Annotated in this window: 33 protein-coding genes and 1 pseudogene; 32 read left to right on the top strand and 2 right to left on the bottom strand. The window is 70.4% G+C overall.

Going from position 1 to position 22,307, the window contains the following annotated elements:
• Positions 1–6: 6 nt before the first annotated feature.
• From rplV to map, 18 genes and pseudogenes are all read left to right on the top strand, one after another.
• Positions 7–414, top strand: a pseudogene (rplV, locus tag O7635_RS04960) (50S ribosomal protein L22); the annotation flags it as partial.
• A 179-nt stretch (positions 415–593) separates the two neighbouring features.
• Complete coding sequence (rpsC, locus tag O7635_RS04955) at positions 594–1,511, top strand: 30S ribosomal protein S3 (protein ID WP_278079223.1); 918 nt, start codon at positions 594–596, stop codon at positions 1,509–1,511.
• A gap of 5 nt (positions 1,512–1,516) precedes the next feature.
• Positions 1,517–1,942, top strand: coding sequence for a 50S ribosomal protein L16 (rplP, locus tag O7635_RS04950; protein WP_088647000.1), 426 nt, complete (start codon positions 1,517–1,519; stop codon positions 1,940–1,942).
• Positions 1,942–2,175, top strand: coding sequence for a 50S ribosomal protein L29 (gene rpmC / locus O7635_RS04945; RefSeq protein ID WP_278079222.1), 234 nt, complete (start codon positions 1,942–1,944; stop codon positions 2,173–2,175). Before rplP ends, rpmC begins: the two co-directional genes overlap by 1 nt.
• Entirely contained in the window at positions 2,175–2,453 is a 279-nt protein-coding gene (gene rpsQ, locus O7635_RS04940) for a 30S ribosomal protein S17 (protein WP_278079221.1), read from the top strand. The genes rpmC and rpsQ overlap by 1 nt, the downstream gene beginning before the upstream one ends.
• Before the next feature lie 63 nt (positions 2,454–2,516).
• Entirely contained in the window at positions 2,517–2,885 is a 369-nt protein-coding gene (gene rplN / locus O7635_RS04935; protein WP_089244879.1) for a 50S ribosomal protein L14, read from the top strand.
• The gene (rplX, locus tag O7635_RS04930; RefSeq protein ID WP_278085370.1) at positions 2,882–3,202 is read left to right on the top strand and encodes a 50S ribosomal protein L24; all 321 of its coding nucleotides are present in this window, start codon (positions 2,882–2,884) and stop codon (positions 3,200–3,202) included. Before rplN ends, rplX begins: the two co-directional genes overlap by 4 nt.
• A complete protein-coding gene (gene rplE, locus O7635_RS04925) occupies positions 3,202–3,768 on the top strand; it encodes a 50S ribosomal protein L5 (RefSeq protein WP_278079220.1) in 567 nt (188 codons plus the stop codon). Before rplX ends, rplE begins: the two co-directional genes overlap by 1 nt.
• A gap of 3 nt (positions 3,769–3,771) precedes the next feature.
• Positions 3,772–3,957 carry a type Z 30S ribosomal protein S14 gene (locus O7635_RS04920; RefSeq protein WP_033342853.1) on the top strand — a complete coding sequence of 62 codons (186 nt, stop codon included), beginning with the start codon at positions 3,772–3,774 and terminating at the stop codon, positions 3,955–3,957.
• Between the two features lie 73 nt (positions 3,958–4,030).
• Positions 4,031–4,438: a 30S ribosomal protein S8 gene (rpsH, locus tag O7635_RS04915; protein WP_278079219.1), complete on the top strand. Its 408-nt coding sequence runs from the start codon at positions 4,031–4,033 to the stop codon at positions 4,436–4,438.
• Positions 4,439–4,453: 15 nt separating this feature from the next.
• Positions 4,454–4,993 carry a 50S ribosomal protein L6 gene (gene rplF, locus O7635_RS04910; protein WP_278079218.1) on the top strand — a complete coding sequence of 180 codons (540 nt, stop codon included), beginning with the start codon at positions 4,454–4,456 and terminating at the stop codon, positions 4,991–4,993.
• Positions 4,990–5,379, top strand: a complete 390-nt coding sequence (rplR, locus tag O7635_RS04905; RefSeq protein ID WP_278079217.1) for a 50S ribosomal protein L18 — start codon at positions 4,990–4,992, stop codon at positions 5,377–5,379. The genes rplF and rplR overlap by 4 nt, the downstream gene beginning before the upstream one ends.
• A 31-nt stretch (positions 5,380–5,410) precedes the next feature.
• Positions 5,411–6,025, top strand: a complete 615-nt coding sequence (gene rpsE / locus O7635_RS04900; protein WP_278079216.1) for a 30S ribosomal protein S5 — start codon at positions 5,411–5,413, stop codon at positions 6,023–6,025.
• Positions 6,025–6,207 (top strand): 50S ribosomal protein L30, encoded by a 183-nt coding sequence (rpmD, locus tag O7635_RS04895; protein WP_203700040.1) that lies wholly within the window; start codon positions 6,025–6,027, stop codon positions 6,205–6,207. The genes rpsE and rpmD overlap by 1 nt, the downstream gene beginning before the upstream one ends.
• Positions 6,207–6,650 carry a 50S ribosomal protein L15 gene (gene rplO / locus O7635_RS04890; protein ID WP_278079215.1) on the top strand — a complete coding sequence of 148 codons (444 nt, stop codon included), beginning with the start codon at positions 6,207–6,209 and terminating at the stop codon, positions 6,648–6,650. Before rpmD ends, rplO begins: the two co-directional genes overlap by 1 nt.
• A gap of 229 nt (positions 6,651–6,879) precedes the next feature.
• Positions 6,880–8,211 (top strand): preprotein translocase subunit SecY, encoded by a 1,332-nt coding sequence (secY, locus tag O7635_RS04885; protein WP_278079214.1) that lies wholly within the window; start codon positions 6,880–6,882, stop codon positions 8,209–8,211.
• Positions 8,211–8,864 (top strand): adenylate kinase, encoded by a 654-nt coding sequence (locus O7635_RS04880; RefSeq protein ID WP_089244899.1) that lies wholly within the window; start codon positions 8,211–8,213, stop codon positions 8,862–8,864. Before secY ends, O7635_RS04880 begins: the two co-directional genes overlap by 1 nt.
• Positions 8,865–8,933: 69 nt before the next feature.
• Positions 8,934–9,782, top strand: coding sequence for a type I methionyl aminopeptidase (gene map, locus O7635_RS04875; protein WP_278079213.1), 849 nt, complete (start codon positions 8,934–8,936; stop codon positions 9,780–9,782).
• Between the two features lie 2 nt (positions 9,783–9,784).
• On the opposite strand, the gene O7635_RS04870 is transcribed toward map, so the two are convergent.
• Positions 9,785–10,561: a class I SAM-dependent methyltransferase gene (locus tag O7635_RS04870; protein WP_278079212.1), complete on the bottom strand. Its 777-nt coding sequence runs from the start codon at positions 10,559–10,561 to the stop codon at positions 9,785–9,787.
• A 41-nt stretch (positions 10,562–10,602) separates the two neighbouring features.
• Between O7635_RS04870 and O7635_RS04865 the strand changes: the two genes are divergently transcribed.
• From O7635_RS04865 to truA, 9 genes are all read left to right on the top strand, one after another.
• Positions 10,603–11,133: a DUF1707 domain-containing protein gene (locus O7635_RS04865; RefSeq protein WP_278079211.1), complete on the top strand. Its 531-nt coding sequence runs from the start codon at positions 10,603–10,605 to the stop codon at positions 11,131–11,133.
• Between the two features lie 180 nt (positions 11,134–11,313).
• A complete protein-coding gene (gene infA / locus O7635_RS04860) occupies positions 11,314–11,535 on the top strand; it encodes a translation initiation factor IF-1 (RefSeq protein ID WP_007073013.1) in 222 nt (73 codons plus the stop codon).
• A 93-nt stretch (positions 11,536–11,628) separates the two neighbouring features.
• A complete protein-coding gene (gene rpmJ / locus O7635_RS04855; protein ID WP_012184307.1) occupies positions 11,629–11,742 on the top strand; it encodes a 50S ribosomal protein L36 in 114 nt (37 codons plus the stop codon).
• A 153-nt stretch (positions 11,743–11,895) separates the two neighbouring features.
• On the top strand, positions 11,896–12,276 hold the full coding sequence (gene rpsM / locus O7635_RS04850; RefSeq protein ID WP_278079210.1) for a 30S ribosomal protein S13: 381 nt from the start codon (positions 11,896–11,898) through the stop codon (positions 12,274–12,276).
• Positions 12,277–12,295: 19 nt separating this feature from the next.
• Complete coding sequence (gene rpsK, locus O7635_RS04845) at positions 12,296–12,703, top strand: 30S ribosomal protein S11 (RefSeq protein WP_030329919.1); 408 nt, start codon at positions 12,296–12,298, stop codon at positions 12,701–12,703.
• A 14-nt stretch (positions 12,704–12,717) separates the two neighbouring features.
• Positions 12,718–13,344: a 30S ribosomal protein S4 gene (rpsD, locus tag O7635_RS04840; RefSeq protein WP_278079209.1), complete on the top strand. Its 627-nt coding sequence runs from the start codon at positions 12,718–12,720 to the stop codon at positions 13,342–13,344.
• Positions 13,345–13,434: 90 nt separating this feature from the next.
• Positions 13,435–14,457, top strand: a complete 1,023-nt coding sequence (locus O7635_RS04835; protein ID WP_278079208.1) for a DNA-directed RNA polymerase subunit alpha — start codon at positions 13,435–13,437, stop codon at positions 14,455–14,457.
• Positions 14,458–14,489: 32 nt separating this feature from the next.
• Positions 14,490–15,065, top strand: coding sequence for a 50S ribosomal protein L17 (rplQ, locus tag O7635_RS04830; protein ID WP_278079207.1), 576 nt, complete (start codon positions 14,490–14,492; stop codon positions 15,063–15,065).
• Positions 15,066–15,134: 69 nt separating this feature from the next.
• Positions 15,135–15,950 carry a tRNA pseudouridine(38-40) synthase TruA gene (gene truA / locus O7635_RS04825; RefSeq protein ID WP_278079206.1) on the top strand — a complete coding sequence of 272 codons (816 nt, stop codon included), beginning with the start codon at positions 15,135–15,137 and terminating at the stop codon, positions 15,948–15,950.
• Here the strand turns inward: truA and O7635_RS04820 are convergent, their stop codons facing one another.
• On the bottom strand, positions 15,951–16,694 hold the full coding sequence (locus O7635_RS04820) for a hypothetical protein (protein WP_278079205.1): 744 nt from the start codon (positions 16,692–16,694) through the stop codon (positions 15,951–15,953). It abuts the gene before it with no gap.
• A gap of 108 nt (positions 16,695–16,802) precedes the next feature.
• Between O7635_RS04820 and O7635_RS04815 the strand changes: the two genes are divergently transcribed.
• From O7635_RS04815 to O7635_RS04795, 5 genes are read left to right on the top strand one after another with little or no spacing between them, the layout of a single operon-like run.
• Complete coding sequence (locus tag O7635_RS04815) at positions 16,803–17,414, top strand: methyltransferase (RefSeq protein ID WP_278079204.1); 612 nt, start codon at positions 16,803–16,805, stop codon at positions 17,412–17,414.
• Positions 17,415–17,451: 37 nt separating this feature from the next.
• A complete protein-coding gene (locus tag O7635_RS04810; RefSeq protein WP_278079203.1) occupies positions 17,452–19,131 on the top strand; it encodes an ATP-binding cassette domain-containing protein in 1,680 nt (559 codons plus the stop codon).
• Between the two features lie 19 nt (positions 19,132–19,150).
• Positions 19,151–20,158, top strand: a complete 1,008-nt coding sequence (locus tag O7635_RS04805; protein WP_278079202.1) for a lysylphosphatidylglycerol synthase transmembrane domain-containing protein — start codon at positions 19,151–19,153, stop codon at positions 20,156–20,158.
• A 59-nt stretch (positions 20,159–20,217) separates the two neighbouring features.
• Positions 20,218–21,360, top strand: coding sequence for a glycosyltransferase (locus O7635_RS04800; protein WP_278079201.1), 1,143 nt, complete (start codon positions 20,218–20,220; stop codon positions 21,358–21,360).
• Positions 21,357–22,094, top strand: a complete 738-nt coding sequence (locus tag O7635_RS04795; protein WP_278079200.1) for a methyltransferase domain-containing protein — start codon at positions 21,357–21,359, stop codon at positions 22,092–22,094. Before O7635_RS04800 ends, O7635_RS04795 begins: the two co-directional genes overlap by 4 nt.
• Positions 22,095–22,307: the final 213 nt, after the last annotated feature.

Here is a 22,307-nt window from a genome sequence, read left to right as displayed (position 1 = left end):
ACAGCGATGCCAGTCAAGGGCGACGCTCCGGCGCTTCCGGGCGCGCGGGCGGTTGCGCGCCACGTGCGCATCTCGCCGAACAAGGCGCGCCGAGTGGTCAACCTCGTCCGCGGTCTGCCCGCGAAGGAGGCGCTCACGGTGCTCCAGTTCGCTCCGCAGTCGGCGAGCGAGCAGGTCTACAAGGTGCTCGCCAGCGCGATCGCCAACGCGGAGAACAACGAGCGGCTGGACCCCGACGCGTTGCTCGTCAGCGAGGCGTTCGTCGACGAGGGGCCGACCATGAAGCGGTTCCGGCCGCGGGCGCAGGGTCGCGCGTACCGGATCCGCAAGCGCACCTGCCACATCACCGTGGCGGTCGAGGCGGTGGCTCCGGCCGCCCGCCCGGGCAAGAAGGCCGCTCCGGCCAAGAAGGCGACCAAGGCCGCTCCGGCGACCGAGGCGCCCGAGACGACCGAGGCGACCGCCGCCGACGAGCCGGCGCCGGCCAAGAAGGCCGCGAAGAAGGCGACCAAGGCCACCAAGGCGACCAAGGCCACCGAGAGCAAGGCGACGGACACCAAGGCGGACGAGACCGCCGAGGAGGGGACCGAGTAATGGGTCAGAAGGTTCACCCGCACGGGTTCCGGCTCGGCATCTCGACCGACTGGAAGTCCCGCTGGTACGCGGACAAGCTCTACAAGGACTACATCGCGGAGGACGTCAAGATCCGCCGCATGATGTCCAAGGGCCTGGAGCGCGCGGGCATTTCCAAGGTCGACATCGAGCGCACCCGCGACCGGGTCCGCGTCGACATCCACACCGCCCGGCCGGGCATCGTCATCGGCCGTAAGGGCGCGGAGGCCGACCGGATCCGCGGCGAGCTCGAGAAGCTCACCGGCAAGCAGGTGCAGCTCAACATCCTCGAGGTGAAGAGCCCCGAGTCGGACGCGCAGCTCGTCGCGCAGGGCGTGGCCGAGCAGCTGTCGAGCCGGGTCAGCTTCCGCCGGGCGATGCGCAAGGCCATGCAGTCGGCGATGAAGAACCCGATCGTCAAGGGCATCCGGGTGCAGGTCTCGGGCCGCCTCGGCGGCGCCGAGATGAGCCGCACGGAGTTCTACCGTGAGGGTCGCGTTCCGCTGCACACGCTGCGCGCCAACATCGAGTACGGGTTCTTCGAGGCCCGCACCACGTTCGGCCGCATCGGCGTGAAGGTCTGGATCTACAAGGGCGACGCCGTTCCGGGTCGGGAGGCTCCGGCTGACGCCGGCGCGCCGCGTCCGCGTCGCGAGCGGGGCGACCGTCCCGAGCGTCCGCGCCGCGGCCGGTCCGGCTCGTCCGGCACGACCGCGGGTGGCACCGAGGCGGGTCGGGCCGCGCAGCAGCAGGCCCAGGCCGAGCAGGCCGCTCCGGCGGCGCCGGCCGCCCCGGCCGCCGAGCCCACCACGAACGACACCGCCAGCGCGGCTCCGGCTGCGCCGGCTACTTCGCCAGCAGCTTCTGCTGGGTCGGAAAACTCAGCGCAGGAGGGCTGATTTCGATGCTGATGCCGCGTAAGCCCCCGAAGGGCTTCCGCAAGCCGCACCACCCGGACCGCCACGGCGCGTCCAAGGGCGGCAACCGGGTGGTCTTCGGCGAGTTCGGAATCCAGGCGCTGGAGCCGGCCTACGTCACCAACCGTCAGATCGAGTCGGCGCGTATCGCGATGACCCGACACATCAAGCGTGGTGGCAAGGTCTGGATCACGGTGTTCCCGGACCAGGCGCTGACCAAGAAGCCCGCCGAAACCCGGATGGGTTCCGGCAAGGGCTCGCCCGAGTGGTGGGTGGCCAACGTCAAGCCGGGTCGGGTGCTCTTCGAGATGTCCTTCCCCAACGAGCAGATCGCGCGAGAGGCGATGCGTCGCGCGATCCACAAGCTTCCGATGAAGTGCCGCATCGTGACGCGCGAAGTGGGTGAATCCTGATGGCAGCGGGCACCAAGGCCTCCGAGCTGCGTGAGCTCCCCGAAGAGGAGCTGATCTCGCTGCTGCGGGAGGCCAAGGCGGAGCTGTTCAACCTCCGCGTGCAATCGGCCACCGGCCAGCTGGACAACAACCGCCGGCTGCAGGTCATCCGTCGGGAGATCGCCCGGATCTACACGATCATGCGTGAGCGTGAGCTGGGGCTCTCGGCCGCGCCGACTGAGGTGACTGCGTGATGACTGAGAACACCACCGCCGCTCCCGAGCGGGCGCGCCGCAAGACCCGTGAGGGCCTCGTGGTCAGCGACAAGATGGACAAGACCGTCGTGGTCGAGGTCGAGGACCGGGTCAAGCACCCGCTCTACGGCAAGGTCATGCGGCGTACGAGCAAGCTCAAGGTCCACGACGAGCAGAACTCGTGTGGCATCGGCGACCGGGTCCTGATCATGGAGACCCGTCCGCTGTCCGCCACCAAGCGCTGGCGCGTCGTGGAGATCCTCGAGCGCGCGAAGTAAGTAAGCCGACCGGTTCTTCCAAGCTCCGGTTCTCCGGAGGACTGGCAGACAGAGGAGATAGACGTGATTCAGCAGGAGTCGCGACTGCGTGTCGCCGACAACACGGGTGCGCGGGAGATCCTGTGCATCCGGGTGCTCGGCGGCTCGGGTCGGCGCTACGCGGGCATCGGTGACGTCATCGTCGCCACCGTCAAGGACGCCATCCCCGGCGCCGGTGTGAAGAAGGGCGACGTCGTCAAGGCGGTCGTCGTTCGCACCGCGAAGGAGAAGCGGCGCCCCGACGGCTCGTACATCCGCTTCGACGAGAACGCCGCCGTGATCATCAAGGATGGCGGTGACCCGCGCGGCACCCGTATCTTCGGCCCGGTCGGCCGGGAGCTCCGGGACAAGCGTTTCATGAAGATCATTTCGTTGGCACCGGAGGTGCTCTGACCATGAAGGTGAAGAAGGGCGACACGGTCGTCGTCATCGCCGGCAAGGACAAGGGCGCCAAGGGCAAGGTCATCCAGGCCATGCCGCGCCAGGACAAGGTCATTGTCGAGGGCGTCAACCGGGTGAAGAAGCACCAGCGCATCCAGACGACGCAGCGCGGAGCGAAGACCGGCGGCATCGTCACGCAGGAGGCCCCCATCGACGTCTCGAACGTCATGGTGCTGGACTCCGACGGCAAGCCGACCCGCGTCGGCTACCGCATCGACGAGAACGGCGTCAAGGTGCGCATCGCACGGACGACCGGTAAGGAACTCTGATGACCACGACAGCTGAGAAGACGCTGCCGCGTCTCAAGCAGCGCTACCGCGAAGAGGTCGTGCGGCAGCTGCGCGAGCAGTTCGAGTACGCCAACCCGATGCAGACCCCGGGCCTGGTCAAGATCGTCGTCAACATGGGCGTCGGCGAGGCGGCCCGGGACGCGAAGCTGATCGACGGCGCGGTCCGCGACCTGGCCACCATCACCGGCCAGAAGCCGCAGGTCCGCCGGGCGACCAAGTCCATCGCGCAGTTCAAGCTGCGGGAGGGCATGCCGATCGGCGCGAAGGTGACGCTGCGCGGCGACCGGATGTGGGAGTTCCTCGACCGGCTGCTGTCGATCGCCCTCCCGCGTATCCGCGACTTCCGTGGCCTCGACGCCCGCAAGCTCGACGGCAACGGCAACTACACGTTCGGGCTGACCGAGCAGTCGGTGTTCCACGAGATCGACCAGGACCGGATCGACCGCGTGCGGGGCATGGACATCACGGTGGTCACGACCGCGAAGACCGACGACGAGGGCCGGGCGCTGCTGAAGCTCCTGGGCTTCCCGTTCAAGGAGAACTGACACATGGCTAAGAAGGCGCTGATCCTCAAGGCCGCCGCGAAGCCGAAGTTCGCGGTCCGCGCGTACACCCGTTGCCAGCGCTGCGGGCGTCCCAAGGCGGTCTACCGCAAGTTCGGCCTCTGCCGCGTCTGCATCCGGGAGATGGCTCACCGCGGTGAGCTGCCCGGTGTGTCGAAGGCCTCGTGGTAACTCACCACCCGAAATGCCGCTTCGCCGCAGGCCCTTGGCGGGGAACCACGGCGAGAAAGGTTGACGAGAACTCATGACGATGACCGACCCGATCGCAGACATGCTGACCCGTCTGCGCAACGCCAACCAGGCGTACCACGACCGGGTGACGATGCCCTACTCGAAGATCAAGGCGAACATCGCCGAGGTCCTCAAGAGCGAGGGCTACATCGCCACCTGGTCGGTCGAGGATCCCACCGAGGGTGTCGTCGGCAAGCGTCTGATTGTCGAGCTGAAGTACGGCCAGAACCGCGAGCGGAGCCTGGCCGGGATCAAGCGCGTGTCCAAGCCCGGTCTGCGGGTCTACGCCAAGTCGGACGGGCTCCCGCGGGTGCTCGGCGGTCTGGGCGTGGCGATCATTTCGACGTCCCAGGGACTGCTGACCGACCGGCAGGCCCGCAAGCGGAGCGTTGGCGGGGAAGTCCTCGCCTTCGTCTGGTAACCGGGGAGAACTGAAATGTCGCGAATTGGACGCAAGTCGATCCCGGTTCCGTCCGGCGTCGACATCACCATCAACGGCCAGACCGTCAAGGTGAAGGGCCCGAAGGGTGAGCTCAGCCACACGCTGGCCGAGCCGATCACCATCGAGCGCGCCGAGAACGAGCTCGTGGTCAAGCGCCCGAACGACGAGCGCAAGGCCAAGGAGCTGCACGGTCTCTCCCGTACGCTGGTCGCGAACATGGTGGTCGGGGTGACCGACGGTTACCGCAAGACCCTGGAGATCGCGGGCACCGGTTACCGGGTCACGGCCAAGGGCAAGGACCTCGAGTTCGCGCTCGGGTTCTCGCACCCGGTTCTCGTCCCGGCGCCGGAGGGCATCACCTTCACCGTGGAGCGGCCCACGCTGTTCCACATCGCCGGCATCGACAAGCAGCAGGTCGGTGAAGTGGCCGCCAACATCCGGAAGATCCGCCCGCCGGAGCCCTACAAGGGCAAGGGCGTCAAGTACCAGGGCGAGGTCATCCGCCGCAAGGCCGGAAAGGCAGGTAAGAAGTGACCGCCACGCTACTCAAGCGCCGTCGCGGCGTCGCCGCGAAGCGGGCCGTGGGCCGGGCGCGTCGGCACTTCCGGGTCCGCAAGCACCTGGTGGGTTCGGCCGAGCGTCCGCGCCTGGTCGTCACCCGCTCGCTGCGGAACATCACCGCGCAGATCGTCGACGACGCCAAGGGCCACACCCTGGCGTCGGCGTCGACCCTGGACGCCTCGATCCGGGGCACCGACGGCGACAAGAGCGCCCTGGCCGGCAAGGTCGGCGCGCTCCTCGCCGAGCGGGCCAAGGCCGCCGGTGTGTCGAAGGTCGTCTTCGACCGCGGTGGCAGCAAGTACGCGGGTCGCATCGCCGCGCTGGCCGACGCCGCGCGCGAAGCCGGGCTCGAGTTCTGACCCCGTCACATCTGAGAAAGGAAGGCTGCTGATGCCAGGTCAACAGCGCCGTGGCGGCGGGTCCGGTGGCAACGAGGGTGGTCGCCGCGACAACCGCCGTGAGGGCGGCCGCGGAAACGCGCCCGTCGAGAAGACCCCGCACCTCGAGCGGGTCGTCGCGATCAACCGTGTTGCCAAGGTCGTCAAGGGTGGTCGGCGCTTCAGCTTCACCGCCCTCGTGATCGTCGGCGACGGCGACGGCACGGTCGGCGTCGGGTACGGCAAGGCCAAGGAGGTGCCCGCGGCGATCGCCAAGGGTGTCGAGGAGGCCAAGAAGCACTTCTTCAAGGTGCCGCGGATCGCCCAGTCGATCCCGCACCCGGTGCAGGGCGAGGACGCCGCGGGCGTGGTGCTGCTCAAGCCGGCCTCGGCCGGTACGGGCGTCATCGCCGGTGGGCCGGTCCGCGCCGTGCTGGAGTGCGCGGGCATCCACGACGTGCTCTCCAAGAGCCTCGGCTCGTCGAACCCGATCAACATCGTGCACGCGACCGTGGCGGCCCTGAAGGCGCTCGAGTCGCCCGAGGCGGTCGCGACCCGTCGTGGCCTCCCGGTCGAAGACGTCGCGCCGGCCGCGATGCTGGCCAGCCGGGCTGGGGTGACTGCGTGATGGCTCGTCTCAAGGTCACCCAGGTCCGGTCCGAGATCGGGTCGAAGCACAACCAGCGCGAGTCGCTGCGGTCGCTCGGCCTGAAGCGGATCAACGACGTGGTGGTCAAGGAGGATCGGCCCGAGATTCGCGGCATGATCTTCACCGTCAACCACCTCGTGAAGGTCGAGGAGGTCGAGTAATGACCATCAAGGTTCACCACCTGCGTCCGGCCCCCGGCGCCAAGACCGAGAAGACCCGCGTGGGTCGCGGTGAGGGCTCCAAGGGCAAGACCGCTGGTCGCGGCACCAAGGGCTCCAAGGCCCGCAAGAACGTCCCGGCGTCGTTCGAGGGTGGGCAGATGCCCATCCACATGCGGCTGCCGAAGATGAAGGGCTTCCGCAACCAGAACAAGGTCGTCTTCCAGGTCGTCAACCTGGACAAGCTGGCCCAGCTGTTCCCGAACGGCGGCGAGATCGGCCCGGCCGAGCTCGTCGACGCGGGCGCCGCGCGCAAGGGCCAGCCGGTCAAGGTGCTCGGCAGCGGCGACCTGGGTGGCGTATCACTCCGTGTTTCCGCCCACGCGTTCAGCGCGTCGGCGAAGGAGAAGATCGCCGCCGCGGGCGGCGCCACCACCGAGCTGTAGCGCGGGCAGGGGCGCGGCTCCAATGGTCAGGGACCGTTGGGAGCCGCGCCCCTCCGGCGTTGATCCGGAGCGATCCGGACAGATATCGTTCCCGATGGATGGGTGCGGCCAGCCGGTCGCGAGCAGAGCCAGATAAGTTAGAGTCCGTTCCCGAAAGGGTGTCGGGCCACTACCGACAGCCACCCCGGCCGCCACGACCCCGGCGGTCCGTTCGCGCAGGAGGAAGACGTTGCTCTCCGCATTTCTCAGTGCGTTCCGCACGCCTGACCTGCGTAAGAAACTGTTGTTCACACTCGGCATCATCGCGGTCTACCGGCTGGGCGCCACGCTGCCCAGCCCGGGCGTTTCCTACGGAAACGTGCAGAAGTGCATGGATCTCATGGCGACGAACAACGCGGGTGGCGTCTTCAACCTGCTGAACCTGTTCTCCGGTGGCGCACTGCTGTCGCTGTCGGTCTTCGCGCTGGGCATCATGCCCTACATCACAGCGTCGATCATCCTGCAGCTGCTGACGGTCGTGATCCCGCGACTCGAGCAGCTTCGCAAGGAGGGTCAGGCCGGCCAAGCCAAGATCACGCAGTACACCCGCTACCTGACCCTGGGCCTCGGTGTCCTGCAGGCGTCGGCGTTCGTCGCCCTGGCCCGGTCGGGCCAGCTGTTCAACAACATGTGCGACCAGTTCCCGATCGTGCCGGACGGCACCGGCCTGCCGACCTGGGTCACCCTGGTCGCGCTCGTGATCACCATGACCGCCGGCACCGGCGTCGTCATGTGGCTGGGCGAGCTGATCACCGACCGCGGCGTCGGCAACGGCATGTCGGTCCTGATCTTCACCTCGATCGTGGCCCGCCTCCCCAGCGAAGGCTGGCAGATCAAGATCAGCCAGGGCTGGTGGAAGTTCTTCCTGGTGATCGCGCTCGTCCTGCTGATCATCTTCTTCGTGGTCTTCATCGAGCAGGCCCAGCGCCGCATCCCGGTGCAATACGCGAAGCGCATGATCGGTCGACGGATGTACGGCGGCACCTCGACCTACATACCGCTGAAGGTCAACCAGGCCGGCGTCATCCCCGTCATCTTCGGGTCGTCGCTGCTCTACCTGCCCGCGCTGCTGCTGCAGTTCTACGACCGCAACAACCTCAACGACTGGCAGTCGTGGATCCAGAACAACCTGGTCGACCCGACCAGCTACATCTACATCACGCTCTACTTCCTGCTGATCATCTTCTTCACCTACTTCTACGTGTCGATCACGTTCAACCCGACCGAGGTTGCCGACAACATGAAGAAGTACGGTGGATTCGTGCCCGGCATCCGGCCTGGCAAGCCGACCGCTGAATACCTGGACTACATCCTGAGCCGGATCACCCTTCCCGGCGCGATCTACCTGGGTGTCATCTCGATCCTGCCGAGCTTCTTCTTCATCTGGCTCGACCGCCAGCAGTACCTGAACTTCCCGTTCGGCGGCACGGCCGTGCTGATCATGGTCGGTGTCGGCCTCGAGACGGTGAAGCAGATCGAGAGCCAGCTCATGCAGCGGAACTACGAAGGGTTCCTCCGCTAGTGCGAATTGTTCTCGTAGGTCCTCCGGGCGCGGGAAAGGGGACGCAGGCCGAGTTCATCGCCGCGCACCTCGCCGTGCCCAAGATCTCGACCGGGGACATCTTCCGCGCCAACGTCTCCCAGGGCACCCCGCTGGGCGTCGAAGCCAAGCGCTACATGGACGCCGGCAAGCTGGTCCCCGACGAGGTGACCATCAACATGGTGCGGGAGCGGCTCGCGGAGCCCGACGCCGGCGAGGGCTTCCTGCTCGACGGCTTCCCTCGCACGACGCCCCAGGCGGCCGCGCTCGACAAGCTGCTGGCCGACCTGGGCACGGCGCTCGACCTCGTGATGGAGCTCGTGGTCGACGACGACGAGGTGATCCGGCGGCTGTCCGGCCGGCGCACCTGCCGCGGCTGCGGCAAGATCTGGCACGTCGAGTTCGACGCGCCGTCCCGCGAGGGCATCTGCGACCGCTGCGGCTCGGAGCTGTTCCAGCGCGACGACGACAAGGCCGAGACGATCGCAAAGCGGCTCGTCGAATACGCCGAGAAGACGGCGCCGCTGGTCGACTACTACGGCGCGCAGGGCAAGCTGGTCGGCATCGACGCCACCGGGCCGGTCGAAGACGTCACGGTCCGGGCGATCGACGCACTTCGGTCCTACGGCGGCTGACCGGAAGGCGTCGTGACGCGGCAGCGTCACGACGGCTGAGGACCTCGAACCCTTAGGTAGTCTCGATTGATGCGCCGACACCAGCTGAACATTCAGCTGAAGACTCCTGAGCAGATCGACCTGATGCGCCGCGCGGGTCTGGTCGTGGCCAACGCCCTGGCCGCCATGCGCGCCGCCGTCGCGCCCGGTGTGACCACCGCCGACCTCGACGCGATCGCCGAGGGCGTCATCCGCGACGCCGGCGGCATCCCCTCCTTCAAGGGCTACCACGGCTTCCCCGGCTCGATCTGCTCGTCGGTCAACGAGCAGATCGTGCACGCCATCCCCTCGCCCCAGCAGGTCCTCAAGAACGGCGACCTGATCTCGCTGGACTGCGGTGCCATCCTCGACGGTTGGCACGGCGACTCGGCGATCACCGTGCCCGTCGGCGACGTCGACCCGGCCCTGCTGAAGATGGCCGCGGTCGCCGAGGACTCGATGTGGGCGGGCATCGCCGCCGCCGCCCGCGGGGTCCGCTCGGGCCGGGGCCGGCTGACCGACATCAGCCACGCCGTGGAGACGGCGGTCAAGGCGGGCGGCCGCTACGGGATCGTCGACGGCTACGGCGGGCACGGCATCGGCACCGAGATGCACCAGGACCCGCACGTGCTCAACCACGGCCGGCCGGGCCGCGGCATCGCACTACGCCCGGGCCTCTGCCTCGCCATCGAACCGATGATCACGATGGGCTCGCCGCGCTCGGTGGAGCTCGACGACGGCTGGACCGTGATCACCCGCGACCACTCGGTGGCCGCCCACGTCGAGCACTCGATCGCGCTGCTTGACGACGGCGTCTGGGTGCTGACCGCGGCCGACGGCGGCCGCGAGCGGCTCGGTGAGCTCCTCACCGCCCGCGCCACGGCGCCGCAGCCGTCCTGACCTCACCGGCAGACGAAAGCGACCGCTCCGCTGGTCACCTCGAAGCTGCCGTGGGCCGCGATGTGCGCGGCCACCCGCCGCTCCAGCTCGGCCAGCACCTCGGCCCGCCGGTCCGCCGGCACACCCAACGCGTCGGGCGGCAGGCTGCCCACATAGCCGCTGACCGCGGCCGCCGCCGGCACCGCGGACACCCGGCCGAGGTCGTGTCGCTCGACCACGTCGAACGCGGCGGGCAGCAGCTCCTCGGCCTGGTCGCTGCGGAACCGCGGGCCGTCCCAGGCGATGGTGGCCGCGCGACCCAGAAGATCGGCCGTGACCCCGGCGAACATCGCGTGCACCTCGTACGCATGCCGGGGGGTGTTGGTGACGATCACCGCGCGGCCGCTGGGGGCGGTGATGCGCCGGATCTCGGCGATGGCCAGGGGGATGTCAGGGACGTGGTAGAGCATGTGCGGCGCGAGCGTGAGGTCGGCGACGCCGGTGCGCAGGGGAAGGAACTGAACGTCCGCGACCGCGGTGGTCGCGCCGGACGCCGCCCCGGCCTTGGCCGCCATCCCGGGCGACAGGTCGACGCCGAGCAGCGACCCGCGGTGCCCGCGCTGCCGGAGGCGCGCCAGATAACCGCCGTTTCCGCAGCCCACGTCGACCGTGGTCGCCGTCTCCGCCACCGCGGCCAGATCCAACACCCGATCAACCAGTGGGGCGCCGGCACCGTACGCCCAGATGCCCTGCCGGGTCCGGAGGTTCTGGTCTGTTTCGTAATTCGCGGAGACATTCATGTGCCCGCACGTTAGCGGCCCGCTGATGGCATCCTCGAACTATGGACCGGCGCCAGATGCGGGCGGGTGACGCGGAACGGCAGCACGTGGCCGAGCAGCTGCGGACAGCCCTCGAACTCGGGCGCCTCGACCTGCACGAATACGACGAGCGGGTGCAGCGGACCTACGCGGCCAAGACCTTCGGCGATCTCGACGGGCTCCTCGACGACCTCCCGGACACCGTGCCACCCACCGCCGGCGCGCAGCTCATGGTGCCCAGCGGCAACGACGGTCTCGTGGCCGGGCCGGACGGCCGGTTCCCCAACGCCACCGCCCGCTGGCTGGCGCACACCTGGGACGGCTATTTCGCCACGGTCGCGATCGTCGTGGCGATCTGGGCGGTCATCTGCCTGATGACCGCGGAGTGGCTCTATTTCTGGCCCGCCTGGGTTGCCGGGCCGTGGGGCGCCGTCCTGCTGGTCTCCACGATCGGCGGCCTGGCCAGCGGCGAACCCCAGAAGTGGGCGGCCGAGAAGGCCCGCGAGCAGCAGCGCAAACGGGCCAAGGAAGACGCCGAGGGCGACGAGGACTGACGCCGGTTTGGCGTCGATGCTTACCCCCGCGTAGTATTACCTGTCGGCGCACAGCGTCCGCTCTGTCATGCCCGCCACGCGCTTCGGCGGTCGACAGGGCCCGCGGCTGGCCTGAGTGATCCCTCGCTCGGGAGATTCTGTGCACCGATCCGGAACACCGACGTCAGGACAGCGGAGGACATGCCGAAAAAAGACGGGGCCATCGAGATCGAAGGCCGGGTCATCGAGCCATTGCCGAACGCCATGTTCAGGGTTGAGCTCGCCAACGGCCACAAGGTTTTGGCTCACATCAGCGGCAAGATGCGGCAGCACTACATCCGCATCCTGCCCGAGGATCGGGTCGTGGTGGAGCTCTCGCCATATGACCTGACCCGTGGGCGCATCGTCTACCGCTACAAGTGACACCTGACGGCGGGACTCCAGTCCCCGTCCGTTACGACGGTCCGGCATGCCAGTGCGGCGCCGCCGGGCGTTGATGGGAAGTAAAGGCAAACCGTGAAGGTCAAGCCGAGCGTCAAGCGAATCTGCAACAAGTGCCGGGTCATCCGCCGGCACGGCCGGGTCATGGTGATCTGCACCGACCCGCGCCACAAGCAGCGCCAGGGCTGAGTCCCGGGCGGCACCAAAACTGAACAAGCTCGTCCCAGCCGCGGGAGCTAAGGCGACTCGTGGCACACCCCTGGTCGGAGGCCAGGGCCCGCGCGGGCACGCGGGGCGGGATGGGCACAGACCTCCGCGAACACACGAGGAGCACGCCCGCACATGGCACGTCTAGTCGGCGTCGACCTCCCGCGCGAAAAGCGCATGGAGATCGCGCTCACCTACATCTACGGGGTCGGTCGGACCCGCGCCAAGGAAGCCCTCGGCGCGACCGGCGTTTCCCTGGACAAGCGTGCGAAGGACCTCACGGACGAGGAGCTGGTCCAGCTCCGCGACTACATCGAGGCCAACTTCAAGGTCGAGGGTGACCTGCGCCGCGAGGTCGCCGCTGATATCCGACGCAAGGTCGAGATCGGCAGCTACGAGGGCATCCGCCACCGCCGTGGTCTGCCAGTGCGTGGCCAGCGGACGCGCACCAACGCGCGTACCCGCAAGGGCCCCAAGCGCACGGTCGCCGGCAAGAAGAAGCCCGGCAAAAAGTAACTAGGAGCGCAGAAGACTTATGCCACCGAAGGCTCGTGCCGGGGCCGCTGTCAAGAAGGTCCGGCGCAAGGAACGCAAGAACGTCGCCCACGGGCAGGCGCACATCAAGAGCACCTTCAACAACACCATCGTGTCGATCACCGACCCGACCGGTGCGGTCATCTCCTGGGCCTCCGCGGGCCAGGTTGGCTTCAAGGGCTCCCGCAAGTCGACTCCGTTCGCCGCGCAGCTGGCCGCCGAGGCCGCCGCGCGTCGGGCCATGGAGCACGGCATGCGCAAGGTCGACGTGTTCGTCAAGGGCCCCGGCTCCGGCCGGGAAACCGCCATCCGTTCGCTGCAGGCCGTGGGCCTCGAGGTCGGCCAGATCGCCGACGTCACCCCGCAGCCGCACAACGGTTGCCGTCCGCCGAAGCGTCGCCGGGTCTGAGAGGTTAGAGAGAGATGGCTCGTTACACCGGTGCTGACTGCCGCCGTTGCCGGCGGGAGAAGATGAAGCTGTTCCTCAAGGGCAGCAAGTGCGACGGTCCCAAGTGCCCGTTCGAGTCCCGGCCCTTCCCGCCTGGACAGCACGGCCGCGGCCGGACCAAGGAGACCGAATACCTCCTGCAGCTCCGCGAGAAGCAGAAGGCCCGCCGCGTCTACGGCGTGCTGGAGAAGCAGTTCCGCGGCTACTACGAGGAAGCCGTCTCGAAGAAGGGCAAGACCGGTGAGGTCCTGCTCCAGATCCTCGAGTCGCGGCTCGACAACGTGGTCTACCGGGCCGGCCTGGCCAAGTCCCGCGACCACGCGCGTCAGCTCGTCAAGCACGGCCACTTCGTGGTCAACGGCAAGAAGGTCGACATCCCCTCGTACCGCGTCAAGGAGCACGACATCGTGCAGGTGCGGGAGAAGTCGCAGGACCTGACCCCGTTCATCGTCGCCCAGGCCGAGGCCGGTTCGAAGACCGTCCCCGCGTGGCTCGAGGCGATCCCCAGCCAGCACAAGGTGCTGGTGCACACGCTCCCGGCCCGCCAGGTGATCGACACCCAGGTCCAGGAGCAGCTGATCGTCGAGCTCTACTCCAAGTAAGAGCTCGCGGGTCCCGCGCCACTTCGGTGGCGTGGGACCCACCAGGCGACCGTCAAATAGTGGGCGGTCCCCGACAGAAGGAAGAACGAAGTGCTCATCACTCAGCGGCCGACCCTCTCCGAGGAGTCGATCAGCGAGACCCGTTCCCGGTTCACCATCGAGCCGCTCGAGCCCGGCTTCGGCTACACGCTCGGCAACTCGCTGCGGCGCACCCTGCTCAGCTCCATCCCGGGTGCGGCCGTCACCAGCATCAAGGTCGACGGCGTGCTGCACGAGTTCACCACCATCCCGGGCGTCAAGGAAGACGTCGTCGAGCTGGTCATGAACGTCAAGGAGCTGTGCGTCAGCTCCGAGCACGACGAGCCGGTCAGCATGTACCTGCGCAAGCAGGGCCCCGGCGACGTGACCGCGGGCGACATCCAGCCCCCGGCCGGTGTCTCGGTGCACAATCCCGACCTCAAGCTCGCGACGCTCAACAGCAAGGGTCGGCTCGACATGGAGCTGACCGTCGAGCGGGGTCGTGGCTACGTGACCGCGAACCAGAACAAGAGCGCGGGCGCCGAGATCGGCCGGATCCCGGTCGACTCGATCTACTCGCCGGTCCTCAAGGTCACCTACAAGGTCGAGGCGACCCGTGTCGAGCAGCGCACCGACTTCGACCGGCTGATCATCGACGTCGAGACCAAGCCGTCGATCGGCCCGCGTACCGCCCTGGCCTCCGCCGGTTCCACCCTGGTCGAGCTGTTCGGCCTGGCCCGGGAGCTGGACGAGACCGCCGAGGGCATCGACATCGGCCCGTCGCCGCAGGACGCGCAGCTCGCTGCCGACCTGGCGCTGCCGATCGAGGAGCTGGACCTGACCGTCCGCTCCTACAACTGCCTCAAGCGCGAGGGCATCAACACCGTCGGTGAGCTCATCGGGCGCACGGAGGCCGACCTCCTCGATATAAGGAATTTCGGTCAGAAGTCGATCGACGAGGTCAAGATGAAGCTCGCCGGCATGGGTCTGGGCCTGAAGGACTCGGCGCCCAACTTCGACCCCGCGCACGTCGTGGACTCCTTCGGCGAGGTTGACTACGACACCGACGACTACCGCGAGACCGAGCAGCTCTGACACCCCGCTGCGACACCTGAGGAGCACCAACGATGCCCACGCCCACCAAGGGTCCCCGCCTCGGCGGTAGCCCGGCGCACGAGCGGCTGCTGCTGGCCAACCTGGCCACGGCGCTGTTCCGGCACGGGAAGATCACCACGACCGAGACGAAGGCGAAGCGCCTGCGTCCGCTCGCCGAGCAGCTGATCACCAAGGCCAAGCGCGGTGACCTGCACGCCCGGCGCCGGGTGCTGACCGTCGTCCGGGATAAGGACGTGGTCTTCAACCTGTTCGACGAGATCGCCCCGCGGTACGCCAACCGCAGCGGCGGTTACACGCGGATCGTCAAGACCGTTCCCCGCAAGGGCGACAACGCGCCGATGGCGATCATCGAGCTCGTCGAGGAGCTCGTCGAGGCGCCCGCCGCCCCGGCGAAGAAGACGGCCCGCAAGGCCGCCGCGCAGCGGGACAAGGTCGAGGCGCTCGCCCGCGAGGAGGAGCCGCCGGCTCGTTCCTCCGCGGACGAGCAGGACGACCAGGACGCCGAGGCGCCGGTTTCGGCCTCCGGCGACAAGGTCGCCGAGGGCCCCGGCACGCAGGCCGAGGGCGACGACACCGACACCAAGTAAGCGGTAACAGCGACACCGGAGAAGGCGCCCTTCGCGGGGCGCCTTCTTCGTCTCGTCTGGGGGTACGGCGTGCGCGCGCGACTGGACATCGCCTACGACGGCACCGACTTCTCCGGCTGGGCGGTGCAGCCGGGCCGGCGTACCGTCGCGGGCTCGTTGCTGTCCGTCCTGGAGCAGATCCTCGGCGCGGGGGTGGCCACCGGCCTGACCGTGGCCGGCCGCACCGACGCCGGCGTGCACGCCACCGGCCAGGTCGCGCACGTCGACCTGCCGGACGCGGTCTGGGCGGGCACCGGACCGTCCCTGCTGCGCCGGCTGGCCGGCCTGCTGCCCGGCGACGTGCGCGTCATGGCGCTGACCGAGGCGCCGCCCGAGTTCGACGCGCGGTTCTCCGCGACGTTTCGCCGCTACGCCTACCGGGTCACCGACGCGCCCTGGGGCGCCGACCCGCTGCGCCGCCACGACACCCTGGCCTGGCCCCGCCCGCTCGACGTGGAACGGCTCAACGCGGCCGCTGCGGGCCTGGTCGGCGAGCACGACTTCGCGGCCTTCTGCAAGCGCAAGGAGAACGCCACAACGCTGCGCGAGGTGACCCGGCTGGACTGGGCCCGCGGCCCCGACGGGGTGCTGGTGGCGACCGTGCAGGCCGACGCGTTCTGCCAGGCCATGGTGCGCAGCCTGGTCGGCGCGATGCTGGTCGCGGGCGACGGTCGCCGGGCGCCGGACTGGCCGGCCAGCCAGCTCACCCGGCGCGAGCGCAGCAGCGCGGTGACCGTGGCGCCGCCGCACGGGCTGACGCTGGTCGCCGTGGGCTATCCCGACGACGCGGGCGCGCTGGCCGCCCGGGCCGCGGCGACCCGGCGCCTCCGCACGCCGGCGGAGTGATCAGTCCCGCGCCGCGGCGCGGCGGTCGAGGACGCGGGTGCGCAGGTGCTGCTCGATCAGGTCCGAGAGGATCTGCCGGGCCTCCGGATCGTCGGCATAGATCCGGCCGCCGTCGCTGCGCGCGATCACCGCGTACGCCAGGAAGTGGCCCCGGACGTGCCAGCCGAGCTGGGTGGTGTCCTTGCCGAGCCCGCCCGTGCCCGCCCCGGCGGGCAGGCCACGCAGCCGCCCGGTCTCCGCGTCGAGCCGCGCCTTGATCCCGCCGTGCACCGTCTCCGCGCCGGCCGCATCGGCCAGGTTGAGCAGGCCGGCGGTGATCACGTAGCGGCCGTCGGGGGAGCGCAGCGTCGCCCGGACCACCTGGCTGCAGCCGGCCGTCTCGAGCAGCGCGACGATCTCGCCCGACGCCGCCACCGCACAGCGCTGCAGCGCCTGCACCCGCAGCACCTGGTAACCGGCGGCTTCCGGACCGGCCACCACCAGCTGGCCCGGGAACACCTCGGCGGTGGTCAGCGGGCGCGGGTCGTCGGCCCGCGAGGCCAGCTCGCGCAGCACGGTGGCGGCCGCCGGTTGTCCGGTGGCCTCGACGGTGGTGACCGGTGGCTCGTCGGCGGCGACCAGCCAGCTGCCGTAGCCGCACACGGCCAGCACCGCCAGCGCGGTGCACACGCAGGCCAGTCGCCAGCGTCGGCCCGGCCGCCAGTCCGGTGACCGCCAGGCCTCGAGGATGCGCCCGAGAAGCACGCCGACACGGTAGGCATCGGCCGCGGCCCGCCGGACGGAATCCGCGCGGCGCCCGCCGAACGGGTGGCGCCCGTACGGGTGACCGGGTCGTGGGCGACAATGCGGGGCGTGACCGGGGACCACTACTTCACCGCCGAGCCGTCCTCGGCCAGCGCGGGCGCGCAGCGCGTCGTCGAGTTCGCCGCCGGCGGGCACGAGTTCCGGCTGCGCGCGGCGGGCGGCGTCTTCTCCGCCGACCGGCTCGACCCGGGCACCGCGGTGCTGCTGCGCAAGGCGACGCTGCCCGACCCGGCGACGACCGGCAACCTGCTCGATCTCGGCTGCGGCTACGGGCCGATCGCCTGCGTGCTGGCCACCGTGGCGCCCCGGGCAACCGTCTACGCGGTCGACGTCAACGCGCGGGCCCGGGCGCTGGCGGCGGCCAACGGCGAGGCGCTGGGCGTACGGGTCTCGGCGCCCGACGAGGTCGACGAGAGTGTCGGGTTCGCGCAGATCTGGTCCAACCCGCCGTTCCGGGTCGGCAAGACGGAGCTGCACGCGCTGCTCGGCCGGTGGCTGCCGCGGCTGGCCCCCGACGGCGTGGCCTGGCTGGTGGCGGGCCGTCACCTGGGTGGCGACTCGCTGCACCGGTGGCTGGTCGACGAGGGGTGGGCGGTCGCCCGGCAGGCGAGCCAGAAGGGCTTCCGGGTCTTGCGCGTCTCCCGGGTCGCGCGGAATTAGCGCGACGCCGGGCGGGCTCGTCCGGCACCATTTCGGCGTGGGTTACATCGACGTCGCCAACGTCGGGCACGTGCTGCCCGACGGGCGTGAGCTGTTCGCCGACGTGTCGTTCCGGGTCGGCGAGGGCGCCAAGGTGGCGCTGGTCGGCCCCAACGGCGCCGGCAAGACGACGCTGCTGCGGATGGTGGCCGGCGACCTGCCGGTGCGCACCGGCGTGGTGGCCCGCTCCGGCGGGCTGGGCGTGATGCGCCAGTTCATCGGCATGGTCGGCGACGAGACCACCCTGCAACAGCTGGTGCTCTCGCTGGCCGCGCCGACCCTGCGCGCGGCCGGCGAGCGGCTGACCGGCGCCGAGACCGCCATGCACGCGGCCGAGCTCCGCGGCAAGTTCAGCACCGCGGCGGGCAAGGCCCAGGTGGCCTACGCGGACGCGCTGGCCGCTTGGGGCGAGGCGGGCGGCTATGACGCGGAGGTGCTCTTCGACACCGTGTCGACGATCGTGCTCGGCAAGTCGTGGGAGGAGACCCGGCACCGGCCCGTGCGTACGCTCTCCGGCGGTCAACAGAAGCGGGTCGCCCTGGAGCTGCTGCTCCGCGGCGCCGACGAGGTGCTGCTGCTCGACGAGCCCGACAACTTCCTCGACGTGCCCGGCAAGCGCTGGCTCGAGGGCCGGCTGCGCGAGTCGGCCAAGTCGGTGCTCTACGTCTCGCACGACCGGGAGCTGCTGGCGCAGACCGCCGACCGGGTGGTCGCCGTCGAGGGCGGGAGCGCCTGGGTGCATCCGGGCGGCTTCGCGTCGTGGCACGAGGCCCGGGTGGCCCGCCACGAGAGGCTCGAGGAAGACGGGCGGCGCTGGGAGGAGGAGCACCAGAAGCTGCGCGAGCAGATGCTGATGTACAAGCAGAAGGCGGCCTACAACTCCGACATGGCCTCCCGTTATCGGGCGGCCCAGACCCGGCTGCGCAAGTTCGAGGAGGCCGGCCCGCCGCCGACCCCGCCGCGCGACCAGGACATCCGGATGCGGCTCACCGGCGGGCGCACCGGCAAGCGGGCCGTGATCTGCTCCGCGCTGGAGATGGACGGGCTGACGTACCCCTTCGATCTCGAGCTCTGGTACGGCGACCGGCTGGCCGTGCTCGGCGCCAACGGCACGGGCAAGTCGCATTTCCTGCGCCTGCTCGCCCGCGGCGGCACCGACCCCGACCCGGCCAACCTGCCCGTCGACGGCGGCGAGAAGCTGCCACCGGTCGCGCACGCCGGCGTGGCCCGGCTCGGCGCCCGCGTGCGGCCCGGGCACTTCTCGCAGACCCACGACCGGCCCGAGCTGATGGACCGCACGCTGGTCGAGATCCTCTGGCGGGGCGACGAGCACCGGGACGGGCTCGACCGGCACCAGGCGATGAAGGTGCTCAACCGTTACGAGCTGGCCGGGCAGGGCGACCAGCGGTTCGGCACGCTCTCGGGCGGCCAGCAGGCCCGGTTCCTGGTGGTGTTGCTGGAGCTGTCCGGCTGCACGCTGCTGCTGCTCGACGAGCCGACCGACAACCTCGACCTGGCCTCGGCCGAAGCGCTGGAGCAGGGGCTGCGGGCGTTCGCCGGCACGGTCATCGCGGTCACCCACGACCGCTGGTTCACGCGGTCGTTCGACCGCTTCATCCGGTTCGCCGGCGACGGCGAGGTGACCGAGACGCCGGAGCCGGTCTGGGGCGACGAATGAACGCGGGTATCGTGCTCGTGTGTCAGCCACCGCCGCCGCCAACCCGGTGAAGAAGCGCAAGTCGACGCTGCGCCGGGTCGCCGAGATCGTCATCACGGCGGCGTTCCTGGCCTACGTCGCCTACGCGGTCAGCAAGCGCTGGTCCGAGGTGCAGGGCGTGATCGGCGACCTGTCGGTCACGGCGATCGCGCTCTCCCTGGTCGGCTCGCTGGCCGCCGTCTGGTGCTCGTTCCTCGGGTGGCGGGTGCTGCTGGCCGACTTCGGCAGCCACGTGCCGCTGACCGGCGCGATGCGCATCTTCTTCGTCGGCCAGCTCGGCAAATACCTGCCGGGCAAGGTCTGGCCGGTGCTGACCCAGATGCGGCTCGGCAAGGCCTACCAGGTGCCGGGCCGCTCGTCGGCCGCCGCCGTGCTGATCACCATGTTCATCACGCTCGGCACCGGGCTGCTGCTCACCGCGGTGGTGCTGCCGCTGCTCGGCGGGCAGGCGTGGGACGACTACTGGTGGACGCTGTTCACGGTGCCGGTCGCGTTCGTCGTGCTGCTCCCGCCGGTGCTCAACCGGTTGTTGGCGCTGGCGATGCGGCTGGCCCGCCGCGAGCCCATGCCCCAGCCGCTGTCGGCGCGGGGGATCGGCCTCGCGGTGTTCTGGGCGGTCGCCACCTGGCTCTGCTACGGCGCGCACCTGTGGGCGCTGCTGCTCGACCTCGGCGCCGGTGGCTCCGACCTGATCATCCGCTCGGTGGCCGCGTTCGCCGGCGCGTGGTCGATCGGCTTCCTGCTGGCCATCGCGCCGGCCGGCCTCGGCCCGCGCGAGACCGCGTTGGTCGTGCTGCTCGCCGGTTCGGTGACGGAGCCCGTGGCGCTGGTCGCCGCGCTGATCTCCCGGTTGCTGATGACGGTGGCCGACCTGGCCTGGCCGGCGATCGCGCTGCTGACCGACCGCAAGCGCCGCCGGCCGGTGGTCAACACACCGGACATCGACACGGTGCCGGACTCGACGCCGGCCGCGGCCGCTACCGAATAGGACATTTCGCCCGGTTGCCCGGATCCTTCGGCGGAGCGGGGGTCCGTTAGGCTACCGCGGTGCGCTGGCTCGCTTTCGGTACCTACGACGTGCACCGCCACCCCCGCGTCGGCGTCCTGATCGAGGGCCTCCGGGCGGCCGGCGACGAGGTCGTCGAGGTCAACGTCCCGCTTGAGCTCGACACGGCCGGGCGGGTGGCCATGCTGCGCCAGCCGTGGCGCCTGCCCAAGCTCGCCTGGCTGCTCGGCCGCTGCTGGACCCTGCTCGCGCTGCGCGCCCGCAAGGCGCCGCCGGCCGACGCGGTGCTGGTCGGCTACCTCGGCCACTTCGACGTGCGGCTGGCCCGCCGGCTGTTCCGCCGCACGCCGATCGTGCTCGACCACCTCGTCTCGGCGGCCGGCACGGCCCGCGACCGCAGCCTGACCGCCGCCGGCGGCGGTGGGCTCAAGAGCAAGCTGATGCGCTGGATCGACCGGGGCGCGCTGCGCTCGGCCGACGTGGTGGTCGTCGACACCGACGAGCACCTGGCCGCGCTGCCGGCCTCGGCCGCGCCGCGCGGGGTGGTCGCGCTGGTGGGCGCCGGCGCGCAGTGGTTCGCGGCCGGGGCCGCCCGACCCGCCGTCCGGCCCGCCGGCCCGCTCAAGGTGATCTTCGTCGGGCTGTTCACGCCGCTGCACGGCACCGCCTACCTCGGTGAGGCGCTGGCCGCGCTGGCGGCCGACGAGCGCATCCAGGTCACGATGGTCGGCAAGGGCCAGGACTACGCGGCCTGCCGGGCCGCGGCCGCCGCCAACCCGCGCGTCACCTGGGTCGACTGGGTCACCGCGGCGGAGTTGCCCGGCCTGGTCGCCGCACACGACGTCTCGTTGGGCATCTTCGGCACGACCGACAAGGCCCAGAACGTGGTGCCGACCAAGGTGTTCCAGGGCGCCGCCGCCGGGTGCGCGATCGTCACCTCGGACACCGCGCCGCAGCGCCGTACGCTGGGCGACGACGCGTTGCTCGTCCCACCGGGCGACGCGGTCGCGCTGACCGAGACGTTGCGGGCGCTGGCTGCCGACCCGGCGCTGCTGGCCAGGTACCAGCGGTCGGCGGCGGCGCGGGCGGCCGACCAGTTCGCCGCCGCCACCGTTGTCGAGCCGATCCGGGCCCGGGTCGGCAGTTCTTCCCCCACGCCCCCCGCCATGCAGGAGACCCGATGACAACGCCGCAGACCCCACCCCTGGCCCCGCGGGCCGCGCTGCGCTGGAACGTCGTACGCCGGGTGGTGTCGGGGTTGGCGCCCACGACCATCCTGGAGCTGGGCTGCGGCCAGGGCGCGATGGGCACCCGGCTGGCGCGAATGGGGACCTATCTGGCCGCCGAGCCCGACGACAAGAGCTTCGAGACCGCGCACGCCCGCATCACGCCGCTGGGCGGCACGGTCATCCACGGCGACCACAACAAGGTCCCCGAGGGCACGACGTACGACGTCGTCTGCGCCTTCGAGGTCCTGGAGCACATCGCCGACGACGCGGCCGCGCTGGCCGGCTGGCTGCCCCTGGTCAAGCCGGGCGGCCACCTGGTGCTGTCGGTCCCGTCGGAGCCGCACCGCTTCGGGCCGTGGGACGAGCTGGTGGGCCACTACCGCCGCTACGACGCCGCGTCGCTGACCGCCCGCCTGACGGAGGCCGGCGCGGTCGACGTCCGGATGATCCACTACGGCTGGCCGTTGGGGTATCTGCTCGATTCGGTGCGGGACCGGCTGGCCGGTGGGAAGACCGCCGAGGGCGAGACGCCCGAGGAGCGCACCTCGGGCTCGGGCCGCATCCTGCAGCCGAGCGGTGCTGCCGCGGGCACCCTGGTCAAGGCCGCGGTCGCGCCCTGGATCGGCCTGCAGCGCCTCCGCCCGGGTAAGGGCCCCGGCCTGGTCGCGGTCGCCCAGCGCCCCGCCTGACCCCGGCGCGGCCCTTCGGTCGCCGCAGACGTCGCGCGGCGGCGCCCTTCGCGCCGCGGCCGCGGCCTGGTGGACGCGCAACCGCTGACGAAGAGCAAGGAACGGCCCCTTATTAACGCGTTTCGCATAGGAAGGGTCCCTTCCTAACGGTCGTGCCCACCGCGGACCCGAGCAAGAAGAAGCCGCCGTCTCCAGGCGAACCCGGAGACGGCG

It is taken from the genome of Asanoa sp. WMMD1127, assembly GCF_029626225.1.
In the GTDB taxonomy this organism is placed as follows: domain Bacteria; phylum Actinomycetota; class Actinomycetes; order Mycobacteriales; family Micromonosporaceae; genus Asanoa.
Note: the sequence above shows the minus strand (reverse complement) of the source record. Positions and strands in the feature narration are given on the sequence as shown.